The organism is Prevotella histicola (assembly GCF_055385135.1).
The window spans coordinates 570,202-589,656 of sequence record NZ_AP043794.1; the positions used below are offsets into that span (position 1 = coordinate 570,202).

Sequence of the window (19,455 nt, forward strand, 5' to 3'; positions counted from 1 at the left end):
TGTATAAGATGCGATTTTATGAGTTAAAAACAGATAGTTTGTGTGTTTCAAGCTATTAGTTTAAGTTTTAAACTCTACAACATCGAGAATTAAACCTCGAACTGTGAGGTTTAATTCTTCATCTTTTTATCTCCCAACTCCCAGCAATCCGTATCCCGCCAGGTACATCCCCTCCTTTCGGAGGGGCTTGGGGAGGCTACTCTTCGGGCTTGGGGAGGCTCCCCCTTCTGCTGTGCTTGGGCTTCCTTTCTCTCCCCTCTTTCTTATTATTTATCCCACTTCCTCAAGCTCTCCAGTCCTGGAGTTGATGATGAATCCGCGCACAGTGACATCCTTTGGGACGAGCGGATGTTGGCGAATGGCATCCACTGTGCGTCGAACACTGCGTGGTGTGTCGTGGAAACCGTCAAGATATTTGTTCAGATCGACGTGCTTTTCAGCTTCACGAATGTCCTCTTCACTTATCCCACGTTCGCGCATCAGCTGCAGGAAGTGGCTCGCATGCATGTCGCACGCACCACATCCTGAATGGTGAATGACCATAATCTCCTCGCAGTCAAGCTCATAGATAGCAACGAGAAGTGAGCGCATCACCGAGTCATAGGGTGTCAACAGTGTTCCACCGGCTACTTTTATGATTTTTGCATCACCGTTTTTCAGTCCGAGCGCACGTGGTAAAAGCTCCGTCAACCGTGTGTCCATGCAACTGACAATCGCCAGTTTCATGTCTGGTTGTCCACTTGTTTCATAAGGCTTATAGCCCTTTTCGGCAACAAACCGTTGGTTGTATTGTAATATTTCTGAAATCATAAATCTTTTAAGTGCATCTTAATGAGTAAACGGGATATCGCTAACAAGCCCCTTTTTTCAGCACATCCCCACCTTGCGAAGCGGCTTGGGAAGGCTGTTTTTCCACCTTCCCAGTCCGTTTTCAGCCTACTCCGTCCTCACAATCTTTGTGGAAAGGAGCTGCATGGAGAGTGCATTTTCTATCTTAGCGAGCGTCTCTATAGAGAGGTTTTCCCTTCCTTTCAGAATCTTTGAGACGTATTGCTGACTGCAGCCCATGCGTTCGGCAAGTGCCTTCTGTGTCAGATGAGATTGTTCCATCTTGTCGAGTATAGCCATTGCGATACGTTGTGAGTACCTCATCCATGACTTGTTTTCTCGTCTGTATTCTGCTTCTTCACGCCAATGTGACGGCGAATCAGACTGATAAGCCTCTAATTTTTTAATGGTTGTGTTCATTGTCTACCTCCGTTTCCTTTATGTATTACGTATGTAATCTTCGAACGAATCATCGTCAATGACATCCTTTTCTAACAGAAAACGGCGGACTTTCTCCATTTTTACAAGCTCTAATTGAGTGTGTTCTCGTTCCTCCATCTTCAGCGTTAGTTTGATCGCCCCACCTGTAATGACGTAAACACCTTCGGAAAGCCGTATGGCGTAGATGCGTAACCATGATGAATGGCGTTCTTTCCGTATGGGTTTTGCCTTCTCTTTTCCCAGTAACATCTCGGATGTTCGGAAGTTTTCTAAAGGGTGGAACAATGTTTCTATATCAGTATCAGGGGATAAATCTAATATCAAACATTGTAGTCGATCACTGTCTTCTATTGTATCTTCAATCGCTTGGTTTATGTTTGTAACCTTAAAATAGGCAGTGAGATCACTCCAATTTTCCTTAAAGAAACTACGAAGCCATACAACATCACTCCATTTATCAAATAAATTGAAGAGTGCATTGTCAGCTTCTCTATCGTAGCGGACAGCCCATAACTTACCGTTCTCTGTTATTTTATCAAATGTCATATCTCAGATTGTATGCCACAAAGATAAGTATTATATTCGAATTTCACAACTTCTGAGTTGTAATTTGCACTTTCTTTATATGCAAAAAAAGCAAGTAAACGAATTGTTTACTTGCTTCTATATCTTAATGAACTATCTTTTATCCTTGAAAATCAGTCCTTTTTTTCTTGATTTTTATTCTTTTACCATTTTGCTTTCTCATTTTCCCCAGTCCGTTTCCTGCCTATTCCGTCCTCACAATCTTTGTAGGTGCCTGCTCTTTATTGCGTCGATTGACAACGGTAACGACAGCCTGTGCCAACGAGAGGAACGCCTGGCCGGTCATTGTGTCGGGCTTTGTGGCAGCCGGCGTACCCTTGTCACCGTTCTCACAGATGCTCTGTACGATTGGGATCTGTGCCAGCAGTGGGCATTCCAGTTCCTTTGCAAGGTTCTTACAACCGTCCTTTCCGAAGATATAATACTTGTTTTCAGGTAGTTCGGCAGGTGTGAACCACGCCATATTCTCCACCAATCCGAGGATAGGGATGTTCACTTTGTCATTCCGATACATGTCGATACCCTTGCGGGCATCAGCCAATGCCACGTTCTGTGGTGTCGAAACGATCACTGCTCCCGTGATGGCAAGCGTCTGCATGAGCGTCAGGTGGATATCACTTGTCCCCGGTGGCGTGTCGAGAATGAAGTAATCAAGTTCTCCCCAGTCGGCATCTGCGATGAGTTGTTTCAGTGCTGACGTCGCCATACCACCCCTCCAGAGTGTCGCAGTGTCGGGGTTTACGAAGAAACCGATGGACAAAAGCTTCACGCCATACTTCTCTACAGGCTCGATAAGCTGTCGTCCGTCCTTCTCAACACCGTAGGGGCGCACATCCTCAACGCCAAACATCTTCGGCATACTGGGTCCGAAGATATCCGTATCCAGTAGTCCTACCTTGTAACCGAGCTTTGCCAGGGCGATAGCAAGGTTGGCAGAGACGGTGCTTTTGCCCACTCCTCCCTTGCCAGAGCTCACTGCGATGATGTTTTTTACTTGTGGAAGGAGCTTCCCAACCTCTGGTCTTGGTGCGCTTTTGAACTCCGTTTCAATCGTCACTTCCACCTCTTTACCCACAGAATAGTGTATCTGTGCTTCTGCCGCCTTGATGGTCGACTTAAGAAAAGGGTCTGTTTCGCGTGGGAAGATGAGTGTGAAGCTCACCTTATTACCGTTGATGCTCGGTGTGTCAGCAAGCATCTCACTCTCAATGATACTCTTCTTTGTGCCCGGATAGATCACCTTTTCCAGTGCATCTGTTATCAGTTTCGGATATAATGTCATAAGTTTTGTATTTATCTTGTTTGTTTTTTTACCTAATTATATGTTCTGTTTTGTTGTTCGGAAGTCACGATTCTGATGGGTAATAACCGATTTAAATAACCCTTCTCTGGTTTCTTTTCTGCAAGAAAGGGTGGGGGCGTAGGTGCTTATTTTCCGTAGTTTTCCCACTCCTCCATCGCCTTTTTCCAGTCGGTCATCTCCCCTTCAGCAATGGCTTTCTGCTCCCTTTCAGCCTCGTCGTGTGCCTTGTCACGTGCCCTTTTCGCCTTCATGTCAGCGATGGTGGCGTCATCCAGAATCTGTATAGCCCCCCGCTGTATTGCCAGTTGCAGTTCCTCTTCACCGAAAGCCTTACCCGGTTCGTTGAAGTCAGAGATATTAAACTCGTATATCGTGCGCAGATCATGCCTTACCAGCTTTTGTTTAGCGCGGTTTCCGGCGTTCTTCAGTCGCAGGAGTTTTGCTATTTCCTTTATCTCGTTTTGTGCGAATTTATTTCTTCCCATTGTTGATGGATGTGTAATTATTGACGAGTTGCTTGCCTATTTGCCATTTTTTCGGGTTAATAAGTAGCCATGCAGCTTGCTTATTTGCCCATTTTACGGGTTTATTAAGTAGTCGGGTAGCTTGCTAAAGGACATCGTCCCAACCGCTAACCCTTTGCTTTTTATCCTTTTACCCTTTTATTTTTTCCCTTTCAAAGGTAGCAATAATATTCTAATTCTGCAAATAATGTACCTAAACGCAGTCTTTTCATCCTGTCAAGGTTTCCTTTTCACGTCGGGAAAGAGAAGCGAGTGGGGCAGGAAAAGTTACGATATTAATGTCAATATTTTATTCTTAATTTATGCATAACCTTTCATGAAAACAGCATTTTCATCTATGAAATAAAAGAGAAGACCACCTTTTTGCAACGATTATGTAATTTTCTATATGAAAAGTTTGCGTTTATTATCAATAATTCCTAAATTTGCAATCGATGGTATTATGATATACTAATCAAGCAAAAATATCGTGAAATTGAAGGAAACACATGATCTTGACGTGAACTAGTTAAACTCTCTCTATATATAATAAGGTGAATCTCTATACTGGTGGCAGCTTAAGAAGCTATTATCACATGGAAATCCTCCTAATACAAGTTGAAGAAATTGAACACAATAAACCAAAAATGTTAAATTATTGAGATCTATGGAGAAAAGATTTACTCTCTTTTTGTTTGGACTATTGTTGTCTATTGGGACGGCTTTCGGGCAAACAAAGATTACAGGTACCGTAGTTTCTCAGGGCGATGGTGAGGCCGTTATTGGTGCATCTGTCATGGTTCAAGGAACACAGACAGGTACTGTTACCGATATTGACGGTAAATTCTCACTTGATGTCCCTGCTGGTAAGAAACTCGTAGTCAGCTACATCGGTATGGTGACACAGACATTGACACCGAAAGATGGGATGAAAGTAACTCTTGCTACCGATAACCACTCTCTGCAAGAGGTGGTTGTGACGGGTATGACACAGCAAGACAAGCGTCTCTTCTCTGGTGCTGCCACGAAGATTGACGCCTCAAAGGCTAAGATTGATGGTATGGCTGACGTCAGTCGTTCGCTTGAAGGACGCGCTGCCGGTGTGAGTGTGCAGAACGTTTCGGGTACCTTTGGTACGGCACCAAAGATCCGTGTGCGTGGTGCAACGTCTATCTTCGGCTCTTCAAAGCCGTTGTGGGTTGTTGATGGAGTCATCATGGAGGACATCACAGACGTTGATGCCAGTGCCTTATCATCAGGTGATGCCAAGACATTGATATCCTCTGCCATCGCAGGACTGAATGCTGACGATATCGAAAGCTTCCAGATTCTGAAGGACGGATCGGCAACTTCCATCTATGGTGCACGTGCTATGGCAGGTGTGATCGTTGTTACAACAAAGAAAGGTAAGTCTGGTCAGAGCCATTTAAGCTATACAGGTGAATACACGCTACGCCTGAAACCAAGCTATAAGAACTTCAATATCATGAATTCTCAGGACCAGATGGGTGTCTATCAGGAGCTGCAGCAGAAGGGATACCTTAACTATGCTGAGATTGCCAACGCTGCAACGAGTGGTGTTTATGGTAAGATGTATCAGCTGATATCACAGTATAACCCTGTGACAGGTCAGTTCGGACTGGAGAATACGATAGAGGCGCGCAACGCATACCTGCGTGCTGCAGAGTATCGTAACACCAATTGGTTTGATCAGTTGTTCTCTACAGCCATCATGCACAACCACTCTGTGAGCGCATCTGGTGGTACGGACAAGGGTCAGTACTATGCTTCTCTCTCTGCAATGATGGACCCAGGATGGTATAAAGCAAGTCGGGTACAGCGTTATACAGGTAACCTTAACACCACTTATAACATCAATAAGCGGGTAGGAGTGAACCTTATTGCCAATGCTTCCTATCGTAAGCAGCGCGCACCAGGCTCATTGAGCCAGAATCTTGACCCAGTAACGGGTACGGTGAGCCGTGCTTTCGACATCAACCCGTACTCTTATTCGTTGAATACGTCACGTACGCTCGACCCTAACGAGTACTATACACGTAACTATGCACCGTTCAATATCTTCAACGAGTTGCAGAATAACTACATGGACCTTAATGTTCATGACTTCCGTATACAGGGAAGTATTGACTATAAGCCTATTCCTAAGGTGAAACTGACTGCTCTGGCAGCTGTCAAGAGTGCCGTTTCTTCTATGGAACACCGCATCACAGAGCGTTCAAACCAGGCGCTGGCTTACCGCGCTATGGCAACAACAACCATCCGTGATAACAACTCTTACCTCTATAAAGACCCAGATGACATCTATTCTCTGCCAGTTTCTGTCCTCCCTGTAGGTGGTTTCCTGGATAAGACAGAGAACAGTTTCTATGGTTGGGACACACGTCTCTCTGCTGCATACAATGATGTTATCAATGATACACACATCATAAACCTGTACGCAGGTGTGGAGTCGAACAGTGTAGACCGTAAGCAAACATGGTTCCGTGGTGCTGGTATTCAGTATTATAATGGTGAGGTGGCATCCTTTGATTACCGTGCTTTCAAGAAATGGCAAGAGCAAGGTACGGATTACTTCGACCTCTCCAACCGTCACATCCGTAGTATAGCATACTTCGGTACAGGTACATATTCTTATAAAGGACGCTATCAGATGACTGGAACCTTCCGCTATGAGGGTACAAACTATCTGGGTAAGGCTACTTCAGCACGCTGGTTGCCAACCTATAACGTGTCTGGTGCATGGAACGCACATGAGGAAGATTGGTTCAGTAAGGTGTTCAAGACAGCCTTGACACACGCTACTTTCCGTGTGAGCTACTCTCTTACGGGTGACCGTCCACCGGTAACCAACTCGTTACCTATCTTTAGAGCATTGGTGCCTTGGCGCCCATTCACCTCTATCCAGGAGACTGGTTACAATGAGACAGTGGGTAACAAGCAACTTACTTATGAGAAGAAAAATGAGTTCAATATCGGCTTCGAGCTTGGATTCCTTAGCAACCGTATCAACCTGATAACGGACTTCTACTGGCGTCGGAACAGTGATTTGATCGGTTATGTGAACAGTCCAATCTTAGGATCTTATAACCTTGCCAACGTTGCATCAATGAAGTCGAACGGTGTCGAGGTATCTCTTACTACGCAAAACATCAAACAGAAAGACTTCTCTTGGGAAACAAACTTCATCTTCTCATGGACACATAATGAGATTACAGACCTCTTCTCACATGCTCGTATCTTAGACCTTGTGCAGGGAGAAGGCTACAGTCTCGTGGGTTATCCTGCCAATTCCATCTTTAGTATACCGTTTGCAGGACTCAGTCATGAGGGCTTGCCACAGTTCTATGATGAGAATGGAAACCTCACAACATCGGGTATCTATCTCCAGGAACGTGACCCAGACAAGGTGAGATTCCTAAAGTATGAAGGTCCAGCTGACCCAACGACAACAGGATCTCTTGGTAACGTGTTCCGTTATAAGAACTGGGATCTGAACGTCTTTATCACCTATAGCTTCGGCAATAAGGTGCGTCTCGATCCTGTCTTCAGCTCTCGTTATGATGATATGGATGCCTTACCAAAGGAATTCCGTAACCGTTTCGTACACGCAGGAGATGAATTTAAGACGAATGTACCTGTCATTGCCAGTCGCAGACAGCGTCAGAACGACCCTGATCTGAGAATTGCTTATAACTGTTATAACTATTCTGATGCGCGTATTGCTAAGGGTGACTTCATCAGAATGAAGGAGATTTCACTTGGATATAGCTTCCCTGCTTCACTGATCAACTACATCGGAGTGAACAGTATGTCACTGAAGCTGCAGGCAACGAACCTCTTCCTGTTCTATGCAGATAAGAAACTGAATGGTCAGGACCCAGAGTTCTTCAATACAGGTGGTGTAGCTGCACCAACACCAAAGCAGTTTACACTGACTTTGAGATTAGGTCTTTAATACGCATAAATGATATTTAACATGAAAATCAATAATATTATATATAAAGGTACACTACTGGCTGCATCCGTAGCCATGCTGGTTTCCTGCTCCGACTTCCTGGATACGATGCCAGATAACCGTACCACGATGGACGAACCAAGCAAGATCGCAGGACTGCTTGTTACGGCTTATCCTCAAACATCTAATGTGTTGATAAACGAACTCATGTCGGATAACATGGATTATATGGGACCTCGTAACAGTCTGGGCGACCGTGAGGGGGATCAGATGTTCTTCTGGCAGGAGGATAAGATCAATGGTAATGACTCTCCAGACCATATATGGTCAAGGCATTACAACTGTATTGAACAGGCTAACCAGGCTTTGGCATCTATTGAAGAGCTGGGTGGAGCTAAGACAGAGGAGCTTCAGAACACGAAGGGCGAGGCATTGTTGCTGCGTGCTTACAACAGTTTCCTGTTGGTAAATGAGTTCTCTATGGCTTACAATAGCAAGACCAGCGATAAGGACATGGGTATTTATTATAGTACAAGTCCGGAGAGTCTGACTGAGATACAGACTCAGACCAACCGTGGGACAGTTGCTTCGGTCTATGAAATGATAGCGAAAGACATCGAAGCGGGTATCCCTTTGATCAATGATAACTATAAAGTGCCTAAATATCACTTCAATAAGAAGGCGGCATATGCCTTTGCTACACGCTTCTACCTGTATTATGAGAAGTGGGATAAGGCTAAGGAATATGCAGATAAGTTGCTTGGTAGCAACCCAGGAGCTTACCTTCGCGACTATCGTGCACTGCAGGCAATACCGCTCAGTACGTCAGATCAGGCTGTGAAGATTGCTGAAGCATATTGTAATGCGAGCTTAGATTGTAACCTTCTTATCCAGACAAGCATCAGCAATGCAGGCTTTGCACTGGGTCCATGGGTCTACTATAAGCGTTATTCCCACACGAACTATCTCTCAGAGACGGAGTGTATAAAGAGTGATAACATATGGGGAGGTACCAATACCATCATCTGGAGACCGTTTACAGTCAACCAAGGCGAGGCAAACTTCGCTCTTAAGATGTGTCTTCCACTTGAGTTTGAAGTCACGAACCAGGCAGCAGGAACGGGTTATCGTCGTGCTTTGAACGTCAGTTTCTCTATGGGAGAGGCGCTTTTGAACCGTGCTGAGGCTGAAATCATGCTCGGTCAGAATGATGCAGCATGTGCTGACATGACCATTTGGATGAAGAATTACTTCAATACGACCAAGACTTTGACGCCAACCAGCGTAAAGACATTCTTTGAAGGAGTACGTTACGCCTATGATGATACGGATAAGTTAGTGCCAAGTATGAAGAAACACTTGCATCCAAGGTTCACTATCGACAAGGAAGGATCGGTACAGGAGGCACTACTTCAGTGTGTTCTCAACCTCCGTCGTGTGGAAACACTGCATCAAGGGTTGCGTTGGTTTGACATCAAACGTTACAATATTGAGATTCCTCGTCGTCTGATTGGTTCTGATGGAAAGCCATCCAAGAACCTCGATTGGCTGAAAAAGGACGACCCACGACAGGCCGTTCAGATTCCTCAGAGTGCACATGAAGCGGGAGTAGCATTGAATCCACGTAACAATTAATTAATGAGGAGGACAAAAGAATGAGAAAAAATATATTCGTTTTATCGTTATTGGCTGTAGTTGCCGTGGCCTTTACCGCTTGCTCTGAAGATGAATTGTCAGGCGAAAGCGTTATAAAGAACCCAGCAACAGCACAGACTCCTTTCGATAATTGGTTGCATCGCAACTTTGTTATGCCGTACAATATTCAGATACAGTGGCGTTATGAAGACAACGAATCAGACATGGCATACTATGATGTGCCAGCCGATTCGGCACAGTCTGTCGAACTTGCACGTATCATAAAGTACACTTGTGTTGAGGCTTATACCAAAGTTGCGGGTATAGACTTCACCCGTAAGTACTTCCCAAAGCTGTTTAGTTTCCTCGGAGAGTTCGAGTATTCAAACAACGGCTCCAAGAAATTGGGTACCGCTGAAGGTGGAAAGAAGATCCGTCTCTTGGGTGTTAACTATGTTGATGAGCTCAAAAAGAGCCGTGCAGGACTGGATGAGTATTTTTTGAAGACCATTCATCACGAGTTTGTACACATCCTTAACCAGACGAAAGACTATCCTCGTGAGTTTGATAAGATTACTCCGAACGGCTATGTGAACGATGCTTGGTCATCAGACGAGCGTAAAGACGGCTATCTGCCACGTGGTTTCATCACGAATTACGCACAGAAAGAGGCACGTGAAGACTTTGCTGAGATGGTCAGTACCTACATTGTTTCAACTCCAGAGAAGTGGGAAGCAATGATGAAAGAGGCTGAAGGGACAGACAAGTCGGGCCGTGAAGCCATTGAGAAGAAGCTCGCCATCTGCAAGTTATACTATAAGGAGAACTTTGGTATCGACCTTGATAAGGTTCGCGATGCAGTCATTGAGCGTGAGAATGATGTTGTCAACGGGGCTTATGACCTACGAAGTCTTAATTAATTTAGAATGAATCAATTATGAAAGCAAACAGAATATTTATATGTCTTATGCTTGCCCTGCCGGCACTCTTCCTGCAATCATGTCTGAAAGATCAGGAGGATGTCTTTGACAAGTCCTACTCTGCTCGTATGGAAGACTTCCTTCAGCAGGCACAGGACTCATTGGTCAACGCTCCATATGGGTGGGCTTTCGACTATTATCCAGAGGAAAACCGGGCTTATGGTGGTATCGCTTACACGGTGAAGTTCACAAAGAATGATGCTTCCGTGCGTTATGAGAAGAAGCCAGACGATGGTGCTATCACCTCATTGTACAAGATGAAGAGTGACGACGGACCCGTTTTGTCCTTCGATACATACAATGCTTTTATGCATTTGTACGCCACCCCGGCTGTTGGAGAGTATCAAGGACAGCAAGGTGACTTTGAGTTTGTCATCGACAGTATCGGCAAAGGCGTCATCAAAGTCCATGGTAAGAAGTCGCTCAACACGATGTATCTTCGTAAGTTGACCGAGGATCCTGCTGAATATATGGATAAGGTGACTGAGATTAGCAGCTTGTTCATCTTCTCTGACATTGAGTTGAGCGTTGGTGGCAAGCCTTATCACTTCGTCATTACCGACCCATCAAACCGTCAGATGGCTGTCTATGACGGCAGCACATTGGTGAAAACGGTGGCTTATCTCTTTACTGATAAGGGTTTAAGACTCTATGAACCAGTATCGCTCAATGGTGTTCCTGTACAGGAGTTTATCCTTGATAAGGACAATTCTGCCGTCAAAGTAGAGGGTGCAGAAGTAACTAAGACAGCCGTAAACCTTGACATTATTGCCAAGCTCATCGGTCGATTGAGCTTCACAAATGGTGAGAAGACCATCACAAAGACCATTCCTTTCCTCAATAAGGTTGACATCTCTTGTGATGCTTCATGGGTACATCTCTCTAAAGACGGCAACCAACTGACGATAAAGGTTGATGCTAACCCTGTCGCAGTGAATGCACGTGGCGGATGGGTGACACTCTCGAATGGTTATGTTGAGAAGAAGATACAGATCACCCAGTACGATCTTCCTGCTCTGTTGGGCAACTATCAGGTATCACTGACCTACTATAACTTCGACAAGAATGGCTTTGCTAACGGTACGTTCAACGGTGTTATCCGTTACACTACACGTGGTGGCGAGAGACATTTCTACCTCTTGGTAGAGGGTGTCAACGGTGTTAACTACCGCTTCCCACTTATTTATATACAGTCAATCAATGCCTTCTTGATGCAGTCTGGCCAACGTGTGACTAAGATTGAATATTCGAATGCTACTTACTTCATCGGAAATACATTCAATATCAATGCGAAGAATGGTACGGGATACAGCACAAATGCTTACAACCTGATCAGCTTCAATATCGGTGATGACGGTAAGATTAGCACTGCACTCACTGGTGGTCCACTGTTGTTTGCCGACAAAGAAGGCAATCTTGAGGCCTCTCAATACAGTATTGAGCGTATCGTTCTGAATGCATACACCTCTGAACCGTTTGGTAAAGACAACTTAGATGGCTGGTTCGACCAGTGGTTGAATGTCACTTTGGTGAAGAATCCTTCTTCTTCTGCCAAACCTTCTATCCTGGAGGAGGGCAACAATGAGAGCACTTCTCTTACCCTTCCGGCTTATGTTCCTAACCAGATCACACGTTACAACAGTAACCTTCACCTGGCACCACAGGCGAATAAACAGTTCAGAATCAAATAAGTTAATGCTTTATGAAGAAGATATTTAGTATTTGTTTAATATTAGTTGTTGCTGTGGGCCTTGTTGCCTGCAGCGACAACGACGATGCAGGAAACAGCTATCTGCAGGAGAATACTATCAAGGTTATTGCTTCTAACCTCACTTTCTCCCCTCTGGCACAGACGGGCGGTGTGAAGTTTACGGCGCCTGCAGGCTCTACGGTGAGCGTTGATGAGGATGGAAGTGCATGGGCAAAGGCTGAAGTGCGTGGCGACTCTGTCGTTGTCAGCGTCTCTCACAACCCTCGTCTCGACTCCCGCAGTGCTATCCTGACCATCAAGAATGGTACTGATTTCGTCCATCTGTCCATCCTTCAGGCTGGTGCAGAGTTCAGTTATAAGGGTCAGAAGGTCTTCCGTTTTGCTTCTGATGATGCACAAACCATTACGTTGCCTTTCACTTCTCTCGGTGCAGACCCTGTCTTAGAGAGTCCTGACACGGCTGCTTTGGAGAGTGTTGAACGGAAGGATAGCGCCTTCATCGTGAAGGTTAAGCCTAACGAAACAAACCAACTGCGCAAGCTGAGTCTGTACATTAAGAATCAGGGACGCGTTGATACTGTGTTTGTTATGCAAGCTGTGCTGAAGGATTTTACCAGGATGCCAATAGCAATCGTGGCTTACGACCTGTTGAAGATGAATGCCAGTGTGACCGATCTTAGCCAGTTAGTAAGGGAGATACATGGTCATATCAAGATAGAGAATGCTGGTGCTAACGAGTATCCAAAGTTCGTTTGCGAAGATCCAGAGGAGGAACACATTCTCAAAAACTTGACTTTGGCTTATCGTCCAGAGACCTTTACCTTCGTTGTCTCTGCTGGTGCTGTTGTCAATCAGAGTGCTATCACGACGGGCGACGATGCTGGTAAGACGTTAGAAAGCCGTACCACCATCTGGGATAGTAATATCTATAACTACATGGGGCTATGGAGTGACAAGCTGAAAGAGGCTGTCAGCAAGGGCAAACTGACTGAGGCTCAATACCAGGAGATATTGAAGACGTATATCCCACAGGTCTACTTAGCTGCTGCAAACAGTAAGCTGACGATGCTCATCAACATGGATTACGATTTAACGAAGGGTATGACAATCGGTACATTTGAGGATGGTGGAGCGCAGAACCTCGCCTATGCTAAGTCATTACAGGTCCTGAAGGACATCGGTTACACTCCTATTGCAGGCTTCGAAGCCAACATGATGGGTATAGATGCCTATGTTGTAGGCTCGGGAGCAAGCAAGATGAAGAGTCAGGTGGCGTTGTTAGCAAGTCCAATGCTCTTAAGTATCAATGATATGGTGAACAATGCCAAGGCTGTTCAGGCTTTCCGCGCTCGCACAGCATCGTTCTCTTTGCTGCAGGCAAAGGCTCTGGCGGCTAAGGCTCAACGTTTGAAAAGATAGAAACCCCACTTTTGAAATAACTATTTTATAATAGTTAGATACTAGATTTCGGTGGAGGTCTCGCAGCGATGCGCGGCCTCCTTTTTCGTTTATGGGCGGAGAGAGTGGTGCGATATGCACGCTTCCTTCCCCGATTGTCCAAAGAAAAGTAGCCTGAAACATACCCGATACAGCCTCTCCCCAACCCTCTCCGAAGGGAGAGGGGGGTAAAAAGGAGCCTCTCCCCGGCCCTCTCCGAAGGGAGAGGGAGAACAATTAGCGAGATTCCCCGATGTATTTGAGAGGACGGAATGAGGAAAAAGCAGCCTCTCCCCGTCCCTCTCCGAAGGGAGAGGGAGGATAATTAGTGAGATTCCCCTATGTATTTGAGAGTGCATAAAACGGTGTTTGAAGATTTTTGTGGAGTGGTTTTGGGGTTAAAAAGTAAACGAGTTACGTGCTCTAAACTACGAATTTACGAATTAACAAAAGGTTATTTGCAACCTAAAAACCACGAATTTACGAATTAACAGATAGGTGGTCTGTGTGCGACAAAGCATATTTTGACCTCAAAAACTTTAGACCTTGAGAATTAACCCATGAACTTTTAGCTTTAATTTCTCCCCCTTTTATCTCCCCAATACCCAGCATTCTGTATCCCGCCAGGCACATCCCCTCCTTCCGAAGAGCTTGGGGAGGCGGTTAATAGACTAACAACCTCACCCTTTTTCAGTACATCCCCTCCTTCCAAAGCGGCTTAACGAGGTCACTCTCGGGGCTTAGTGAGCACCCATATCCCACCGTATCCTCTCACATCCCCTCCTTTCGGAGGGGCTTGGGGAGGCTCCTTCTCTTTTCTGAGTTCCGCTCTTCTTTTGTCAATTTCTTTCCCTTTCCTTTTCCCATCTACGCCCTTTTGCGTTGTAAAAGATGCCCTTTTGCAATGTAAAAGGGCGTCTTTTGATGTGTAAAAGGGCATGTTTTGCAATGCAAAAGGGCACCTTTTAGCAGCCTCTTTGTAACTAACTGATTCTCTATAGGTTACAAAGACGGTTTTTAATGATAATGAGCTGATTTGCGAACAATAGTGACGTATAATTTGTAAGGGTATTTCAGAAAGCCTGAACAGAAGCTCGACAGAAGCCTGTAACACACCCGATACAGCCTCTCCCCAACCCTCTCCGAAGGGAGAGGGAGAACAATTAGCGAGATTCCCCGTTGTATTTGAGAGGACGGAATGGGGAAAAAGCAGCCTGAACAGAAGCCCGAACAGCCTCTCCCCAGCCCTCTCCGAAGGGAGAGGGAGGATAATTAGCGAGATTCCCCGGTGTAATTTAGGATATATAAAACGGTGTTTGAGGGTTCTTATAGATTGTTTTTTAAGTTGAAAAGTAAATAAGTTGCATGCTCAAAACCACGAATTTACGAATTGAGAGATAGTGAATTGCAGGCTATAAACTACGAATTTACGAATTGAGAGATAGTGGATTGCAAGCTAAAAACTACGAATTTACGAATTGAGAGATAGTGGATTGCGTACTAAAAACTACGAATTTACGAATTAAAAAGTAGGTGAATAGCATGCGATAACTACGAGTTTACGAATTAAAAAGTAGCTGATTTGCGTGCAATAGAATAAACGATTACGAGTTAACAAGTGGATGGTTCGCGTGTATGAGATGCGATTTTATGAGTAAAAAACAGGTAGTTTGTGTGTTTCAAGCTATTAGTTTGAGTTCTAAACTCTACAATATTGAGAATTAAACCTCGCAGTTTGAGGTTTAATTCTTCTATCTTTTATCTCTCCACCCCCCAGCAATCCGTATTCCGCCAGGCACATCCCCTCCTTCGGAGGGGCTTGGGGAGGCAACTCTTCAAGCTTGGGAAGGCACCCTCTCGAGGCTATTCAGCCACCCATATCCCACCGTATCCTCTCACATCCCCTCCTTTCGGAGGGGCTTGGGGAGGCTCCTTCTTCTCAGTACTTGGGCTCCTTCTTTTCGGAGCTTGGCTCTCTTTTTTTACTCAAAGTAATACAAGAAGGTGGCGATACCTTCCAAAGCGGGTTTGCGTTCACCCTCTATTTCAATCTGGAACTTGATACCTGCCTTACAGATACCACGCAGATTCTCGATAGAATCGAGTGAAGCAACGAGGCGAATGCGTGAGTTTACAAGGACAGGACGGCCGAAGCGCATCTTATCCATACCATAATTAACCATCATTTTGAGGTTATTCACCTCAATAATCTCCTGCCACATGTGTGGAAGAAGCGACAAAGTGAGGTATCCATGGGCGATAGTACTCTTGTAAGGGCTCTCCACTTTCGCGCGTTCGGGCTCAACATGAATCCACTGATGGTCGAGTGTAGCATCTGCAAAGAGGTTAATTCTCTCCTGATCAACGAGCAACCACTCGCTTTCACCAATCTTTTCGCCCAGTCGGGCAGCCAGTTCCTCGTAACTGTTTACTGTTAATTTTGCCATAATTGTAAATGTTGTGTGTCTGCAAAATTAATAAAAAGATTACAGATTACCAAACTGTTACCATGGAGAGGGGGGATGACGAAAGGCACGGTACAGGTGTTTTCCTTAAGTTGTAGACGGTGTTTTCCCTACCTATATATAGGTATTTTTCACGCAAGCGGCTCACATATCAACTTTTTTCAGTACTTTTGCTAATCCTCTGTGAGGCTCTGTTGCATGCGGAAAGCCGATGCATCATGTGCCCACAGACGGCAGAATAAAACATAGCGAACGAAGAAATCATAACCCAGAAAGTAGAAAAAAGAGGTTATGAAAGAGGAGAATCAACATGAAACTATCAGATTTAAAGACAGGAGAGACAGGTGTTATTGTGAAGGTTTTGGGTCATGGAGGCTTCCGAAAACGAATCATTGAAATGGGATTCATACAGGGAAAGCAGGTTGAAGTACTGCTGAATGCACCGTTGCGTGACCCTGTTAAATATAAAATCATGGGCTACGAGGTGAGCCTGAGACACAGTGAAGCCGACCAGATCGAGGTTGTTAGCGCTGAAGAGGCACGCCAGTTGGAACAGGCTAAGGCTGATAATGAACCGCAGCAGGGTGCCCTCTCCAATAATATCCCTGATGAATCGGACCACGCACTGACGCCTTCTGAACTCACCGATGCCGCCAATAGCAAGAGCAAAGTCATCAATGTGGCACTCGTTGGTAATCCAAACTGTGGCAAGACGTCGCTCTTCAACTTTGCTTCCGGTGCACATGAGCGTGTCGGGAACTACTCGGGTGTGACGGTAGATGCCAAGGTAGGACGCGCCAACTACGAGGGTTACGAGTTCCATCTCGTTGACCTTCCTGGCACATACAGCCTCTCTGCCTATAGTCCGGAGGAACTCTACGTGCGCAAACAGCTTGTGGAGAAGACGCCAGACGTGGTCATCAACGTCATTGATGCATCCAATCTGGAGCGTAATCTCTACCTTACGACACAGCTGATAGACATGCATGTGCGCATGGTTTGTGCTCTAAACATGTTCGATGAGACCGAACAGCGTGGCGATAACATTGATTATCAGAAGATTTCGGAGCTCTTTGGAGTGCCAATGGTGCCCACTGTGTTCACCAATGGACGTGGTGTCAAAGAGCTTTTCCGCCAGGTTATCGCCGTTTATGAGGGCAAAGAAGACGAGACATCACAGTTCCGTCACATCCATATCAACCACGGTCATGAGCTGGAAGGGGGTATAAAGAACATTCAGGAACACCTGCGTGCATATCCCGACATCTGCCAACGCTACTCAACACGTTATCTTGCCATCAAACTTCTGGAGCATGATAAGGACGTAGAGGAACTCATCAAGCCCCTCAAAGACTCGGATGAGATCTTCAAACACCGGGACATCGCCGCACAAAGGGTGAAGGAAGAGACTGGAAATGAGAGCGAAACGGCTATCATGGATGCGAAATACGGATTCATACATGGTGTCCTTGAGGAGGCAGACTACAGTACTGGACAGAAGAAAGATACCTATCAGACAACGCATTTTATAGACCAAATACTCACAAACAAGTACTTTGGCTTCCCAATCTTCTTCCTTATCCTCTTCATTATGTTCACGGCAACGTTCGTCATAGGGCAGTATCCGATGGATTGGATTGATGGTGGAGTATCGTGGTTGGGCGACTTCATCAGCTCAAACATGCCCAATGGTCCTGTGAAAGACATGCTTGTCGACGGAATCATTGGTGGTGTGGGAGCCGTTATCGTCTTCCTTCCACAGATTCTCATCCTCTATTTCTTCATCTCTTACATGGAAGACAGTGGTTATATGGCGCGTGCTGCCTTCATCATGGATAAGTTGATGCACAAGATGGGGCTGCATGGGAAGTCGTTTATCCCACTGATCATGGGCTTCGGGTGCAACGTTCCTGCCGTAATGGCTACCCGAACGATAGAGAGCAGACGCAGCAGACTGGTGACAATGCTCATCCTTCCACTGATGAGTTGCTCTGCCCGACTACCTATCTACGTGATGATTACAGGCTCATTCTTCGCCTTGAAGTATCGTTCCCTTGCTATGTTGTCACTCTATGTCATTGGTATTCTGATGTCGGTCATCATGAGTAGGGTCTTCTCCCGCTTCCTTGTGAAAGGTGAGGACACCCCGTTTGTCATGGAGTTGCCGCCGTATCGCTTCCCAACATGGAAGGCTATAGGGCGTCATACATGGGAGAAAGGAAAACAATATCTGAAGAAAATGGGAGGAATCATCCTCGTTGCATCCATCATTGTGTGGGCCTTGGGCTACTTCCCATTGCCTGATAAGCCCGACATGGGGCAGCAGGAACGACAGGAACACAGCTTCATCGGACAAATCGGACATGCTGTTGAACCCGTCTTCCGCCCACAAGGATTCAACTGGAAGCTGGATGTTGGACTGCTTGCAGGCGTTGGTGCGAAGGAGATTGTGGCTTCAACGATGGGTGTTCTCTACTCTAATGACGACAGTTTCAAGGATGATAACAGCTTTAGTAGTGAGGGTGGAAAGTATGTAAAGCTACACAAACAAATCACACAGGACGTGGCTAACCTCCACGGTGTCAGCTATAATGAGGCAGAACCGATAGCCACTCTGACGGCATTCTGCTTCCTTCTCTTCGTCCTTCTCTACTTCCCTTGCATCGCCACCATCGCTGCCATCAAGGGCGAAACGGGCAGTTGGGGTTGGGCTTTGTTTGCTGCTGGCTATACAACGCTCCTCGCTTGGGTCGTCAGTGCCATCGTTTTCCAAGTCGGAATGCTGTTCATAGGGTAAGAGAGAGTGGAAAAAACAGCCTGAAACACACCCGACACAGCCTCTCCCCCGCCCCCTCTCCGAAGGAAGAGGGGAGTAATTAGTGGGATACCCCGGTGTGTTTAAAGAGGACGAAATGAGGAAAAAAAGCCTCTCCCCGGCCCTCTCCGAAGGGAGAGGGAGGACAATTAGCGAGATTCCCCGGTGTATTTGAGGAGGATGGAGTGAGGTAAAGCAGCCTCTCCCCAGCCCTCTCCGAAGGGAGAGGGAGAACAATTAGCGAGATTCCCCGTTGTGTTTGAGGAGACATAAAACGGTGTTTGAAGGTTTTAAAGAACTGGTTTTAAGGTTAACAAGTAAACGAGTTGCCTGCTCTAAACCACGAATTTACGAATTGATAAGAGGTAATTTGTATGCTATAAACTACGAATTTTCGAATTACAGATAGGGGAATTGCAAGATAAAAACTACGAATTTACGAATTGGCAGATAGTGAATTTGCGTGCTTTAAACTACGAATTTACGAATTCACAGATAGATGAATTGTAGGCTATAAACCACGAATTTACGAATTACAGATAGTGAATTGCGGGCTATAGCATAAGATATTACGCATTAAGAAGTAGACGGTTCGCGTATATAAGATGCGATTTTATGAGAAAAAAAATAGTTAGTTTGTGTGTTTCAAGCTATTAGTTCGAGTTCTAAACTCTACAATATTGAGAATTAAACCTTAACCTTTGAGGTTTAATTCTTTTTTCTTTTATATCCCCAACTCCCAGTATTCTGTATCCCGCCAGGCACATCCCCTCCTT

At 45.5% G+C, this 19,455-nt stretch carries 12 protein-coding genes; 6 read left to right on the forward strand and 6 right to left on the reverse strand.

What is annotated here, in order from left to right; genetic code table 11:
• Positions 1-270 precede the first annotated feature (270 nt).
• From ACZ48L_RS11000 to ACZ48L_RS11020, 5 genes are all read right to left on the reverse strand, one after another.
• A complete protein-coding gene (locus tag ACZ48L_RS11000; RefSeq protein ID WP_025792573.1) occupies positions 271-810 on the reverse strand; it encodes a beta-class carbonic anhydrase in 540 nt (179 codons plus the stop codon).
• Positions 811-936: 126 nt separating this feature from the next.
• Positions 937-1,248, reverse strand: a complete 312-nt coding sequence (locus ACZ48L_RS11005) for a helix-turn-helix domain-containing protein (protein ID WP_008823775.1) — start codon at positions 1,246-1,248, stop codon at positions 937-939.
• An 18-nt stretch (positions 1,249-1,266) separates the two neighbouring features.
• The gene (locus ACZ48L_RS11010) at positions 1,267-1,815 is read right to left on the reverse strand and encodes a hypothetical protein (RefSeq protein WP_008823774.1); all 549 of its coding nucleotides are present in this window, start codon (positions 1,813-1,815) and stop codon (positions 1,267-1,269) included.
• Positions 1,816-2,038: 223 nt separating this feature from the next.
• Positions 2,039-3,136: an Mrp/NBP35 family ATP-binding protein gene (locus ACZ48L_RS11015; RefSeq protein WP_008823773.1), complete on the reverse strand. Its 1,098-nt coding sequence runs from the start codon at positions 3,134-3,136 to the stop codon at positions 2,039-2,041.
• A gap of 146 nt (positions 3,137-3,282) precedes the next feature.
• On the reverse strand, positions 3,283-3,642 hold the full coding sequence (locus ACZ48L_RS11020; protein WP_219447460.1) for a hypothetical protein: 360 nt from the start codon (positions 3,640-3,642) through the stop codon (positions 3,283-3,285).
• A gap of 685 nt (positions 3,643-4,327) precedes the next feature.
• Between ACZ48L_RS11020 and ACZ48L_RS11025 the strand changes: the two genes are divergently transcribed.
• From ACZ48L_RS11025 to ACZ48L_RS11045, 5 genes are read left to right on the forward strand one after another with little or no spacing between them, the layout of a single operon-like run.
• The gene (locus ACZ48L_RS11025) at positions 4,328-7,636 is read left to right on the forward strand and encodes a SusC/RagA family TonB-linked outer membrane protein (protein WP_464722046.1); all 3,309 of its coding nucleotides are present in this window, start codon (positions 4,328-4,330) and stop codon (positions 7,634-7,636) included.
• A gap of 21 nt (positions 7,637-7,657) precedes the next feature.
• Positions 7,658-9,271 (forward strand): RagB/SusD family nutrient uptake outer membrane protein, encoded by a 1,614-nt coding sequence (locus ACZ48L_RS11030; protein ID WP_464722047.1) that lies wholly within the window; start codon positions 7,658-7,660, stop codon positions 9,269-9,271.
• 20 nt (positions 9,272-9,291) lie between these two features.
• A complete protein-coding gene (locus ACZ48L_RS11035; RefSeq protein WP_025792571.1) occupies positions 9,292-10,191 on the forward strand; it encodes a zinc-binding metallopeptidase in 900 nt (299 codons plus the stop codon).
• Positions 10,192-10,208: 17 nt separating this feature from the next.
• Positions 10,209-11,942 carry a DUF4302 domain-containing protein gene (locus tag ACZ48L_RS11040; RefSeq protein ID WP_025792570.1) on the forward strand — a complete coding sequence of 578 codons (1,734 nt, stop codon included), beginning with the start codon at positions 10,209-10,211 and terminating at the stop codon, positions 11,940-11,942.
• An 11-nt stretch (positions 11,943-11,953) separates the two neighbouring features.
• The gene (locus ACZ48L_RS11045; protein WP_025792569.1) at positions 11,954-13,381 is read left to right on the forward strand and encodes a BACON domain-containing protein; all 1,428 of its coding nucleotides are present in this window, start codon (positions 11,954-11,956) and stop codon (positions 13,379-13,381) included.
• 2,000 nt (positions 13,382-15,381) lie between these two features.
• Here the strand turns inward: ACZ48L_RS11045 and ACZ48L_RS11050 are convergent.
• Positions 15,382-15,846: a MaoC family dehydratase gene (locus ACZ48L_RS11050; protein WP_008823766.1), complete on the reverse strand. Its 465-nt coding sequence runs from the start codon at positions 15,844-15,846 to the stop codon at positions 15,382-15,384.
• 328 nt (positions 15,847-16,174) lie between these two features.
• Here ACZ48L_RS11050 and feoB point away from each other — a divergent pair, with 328 nt between their 5' ends.
• Positions 16,175-18,661, forward strand: coding sequence for a ferrous iron transport protein B (gene feoB, locus ACZ48L_RS11055; protein ID WP_025792567.1), 2,487 nt, complete (start codon positions 16,175-16,177; stop codon positions 18,659-18,661).
• Positions 18,662-19,455: the final 794 nt, after the last annotated feature.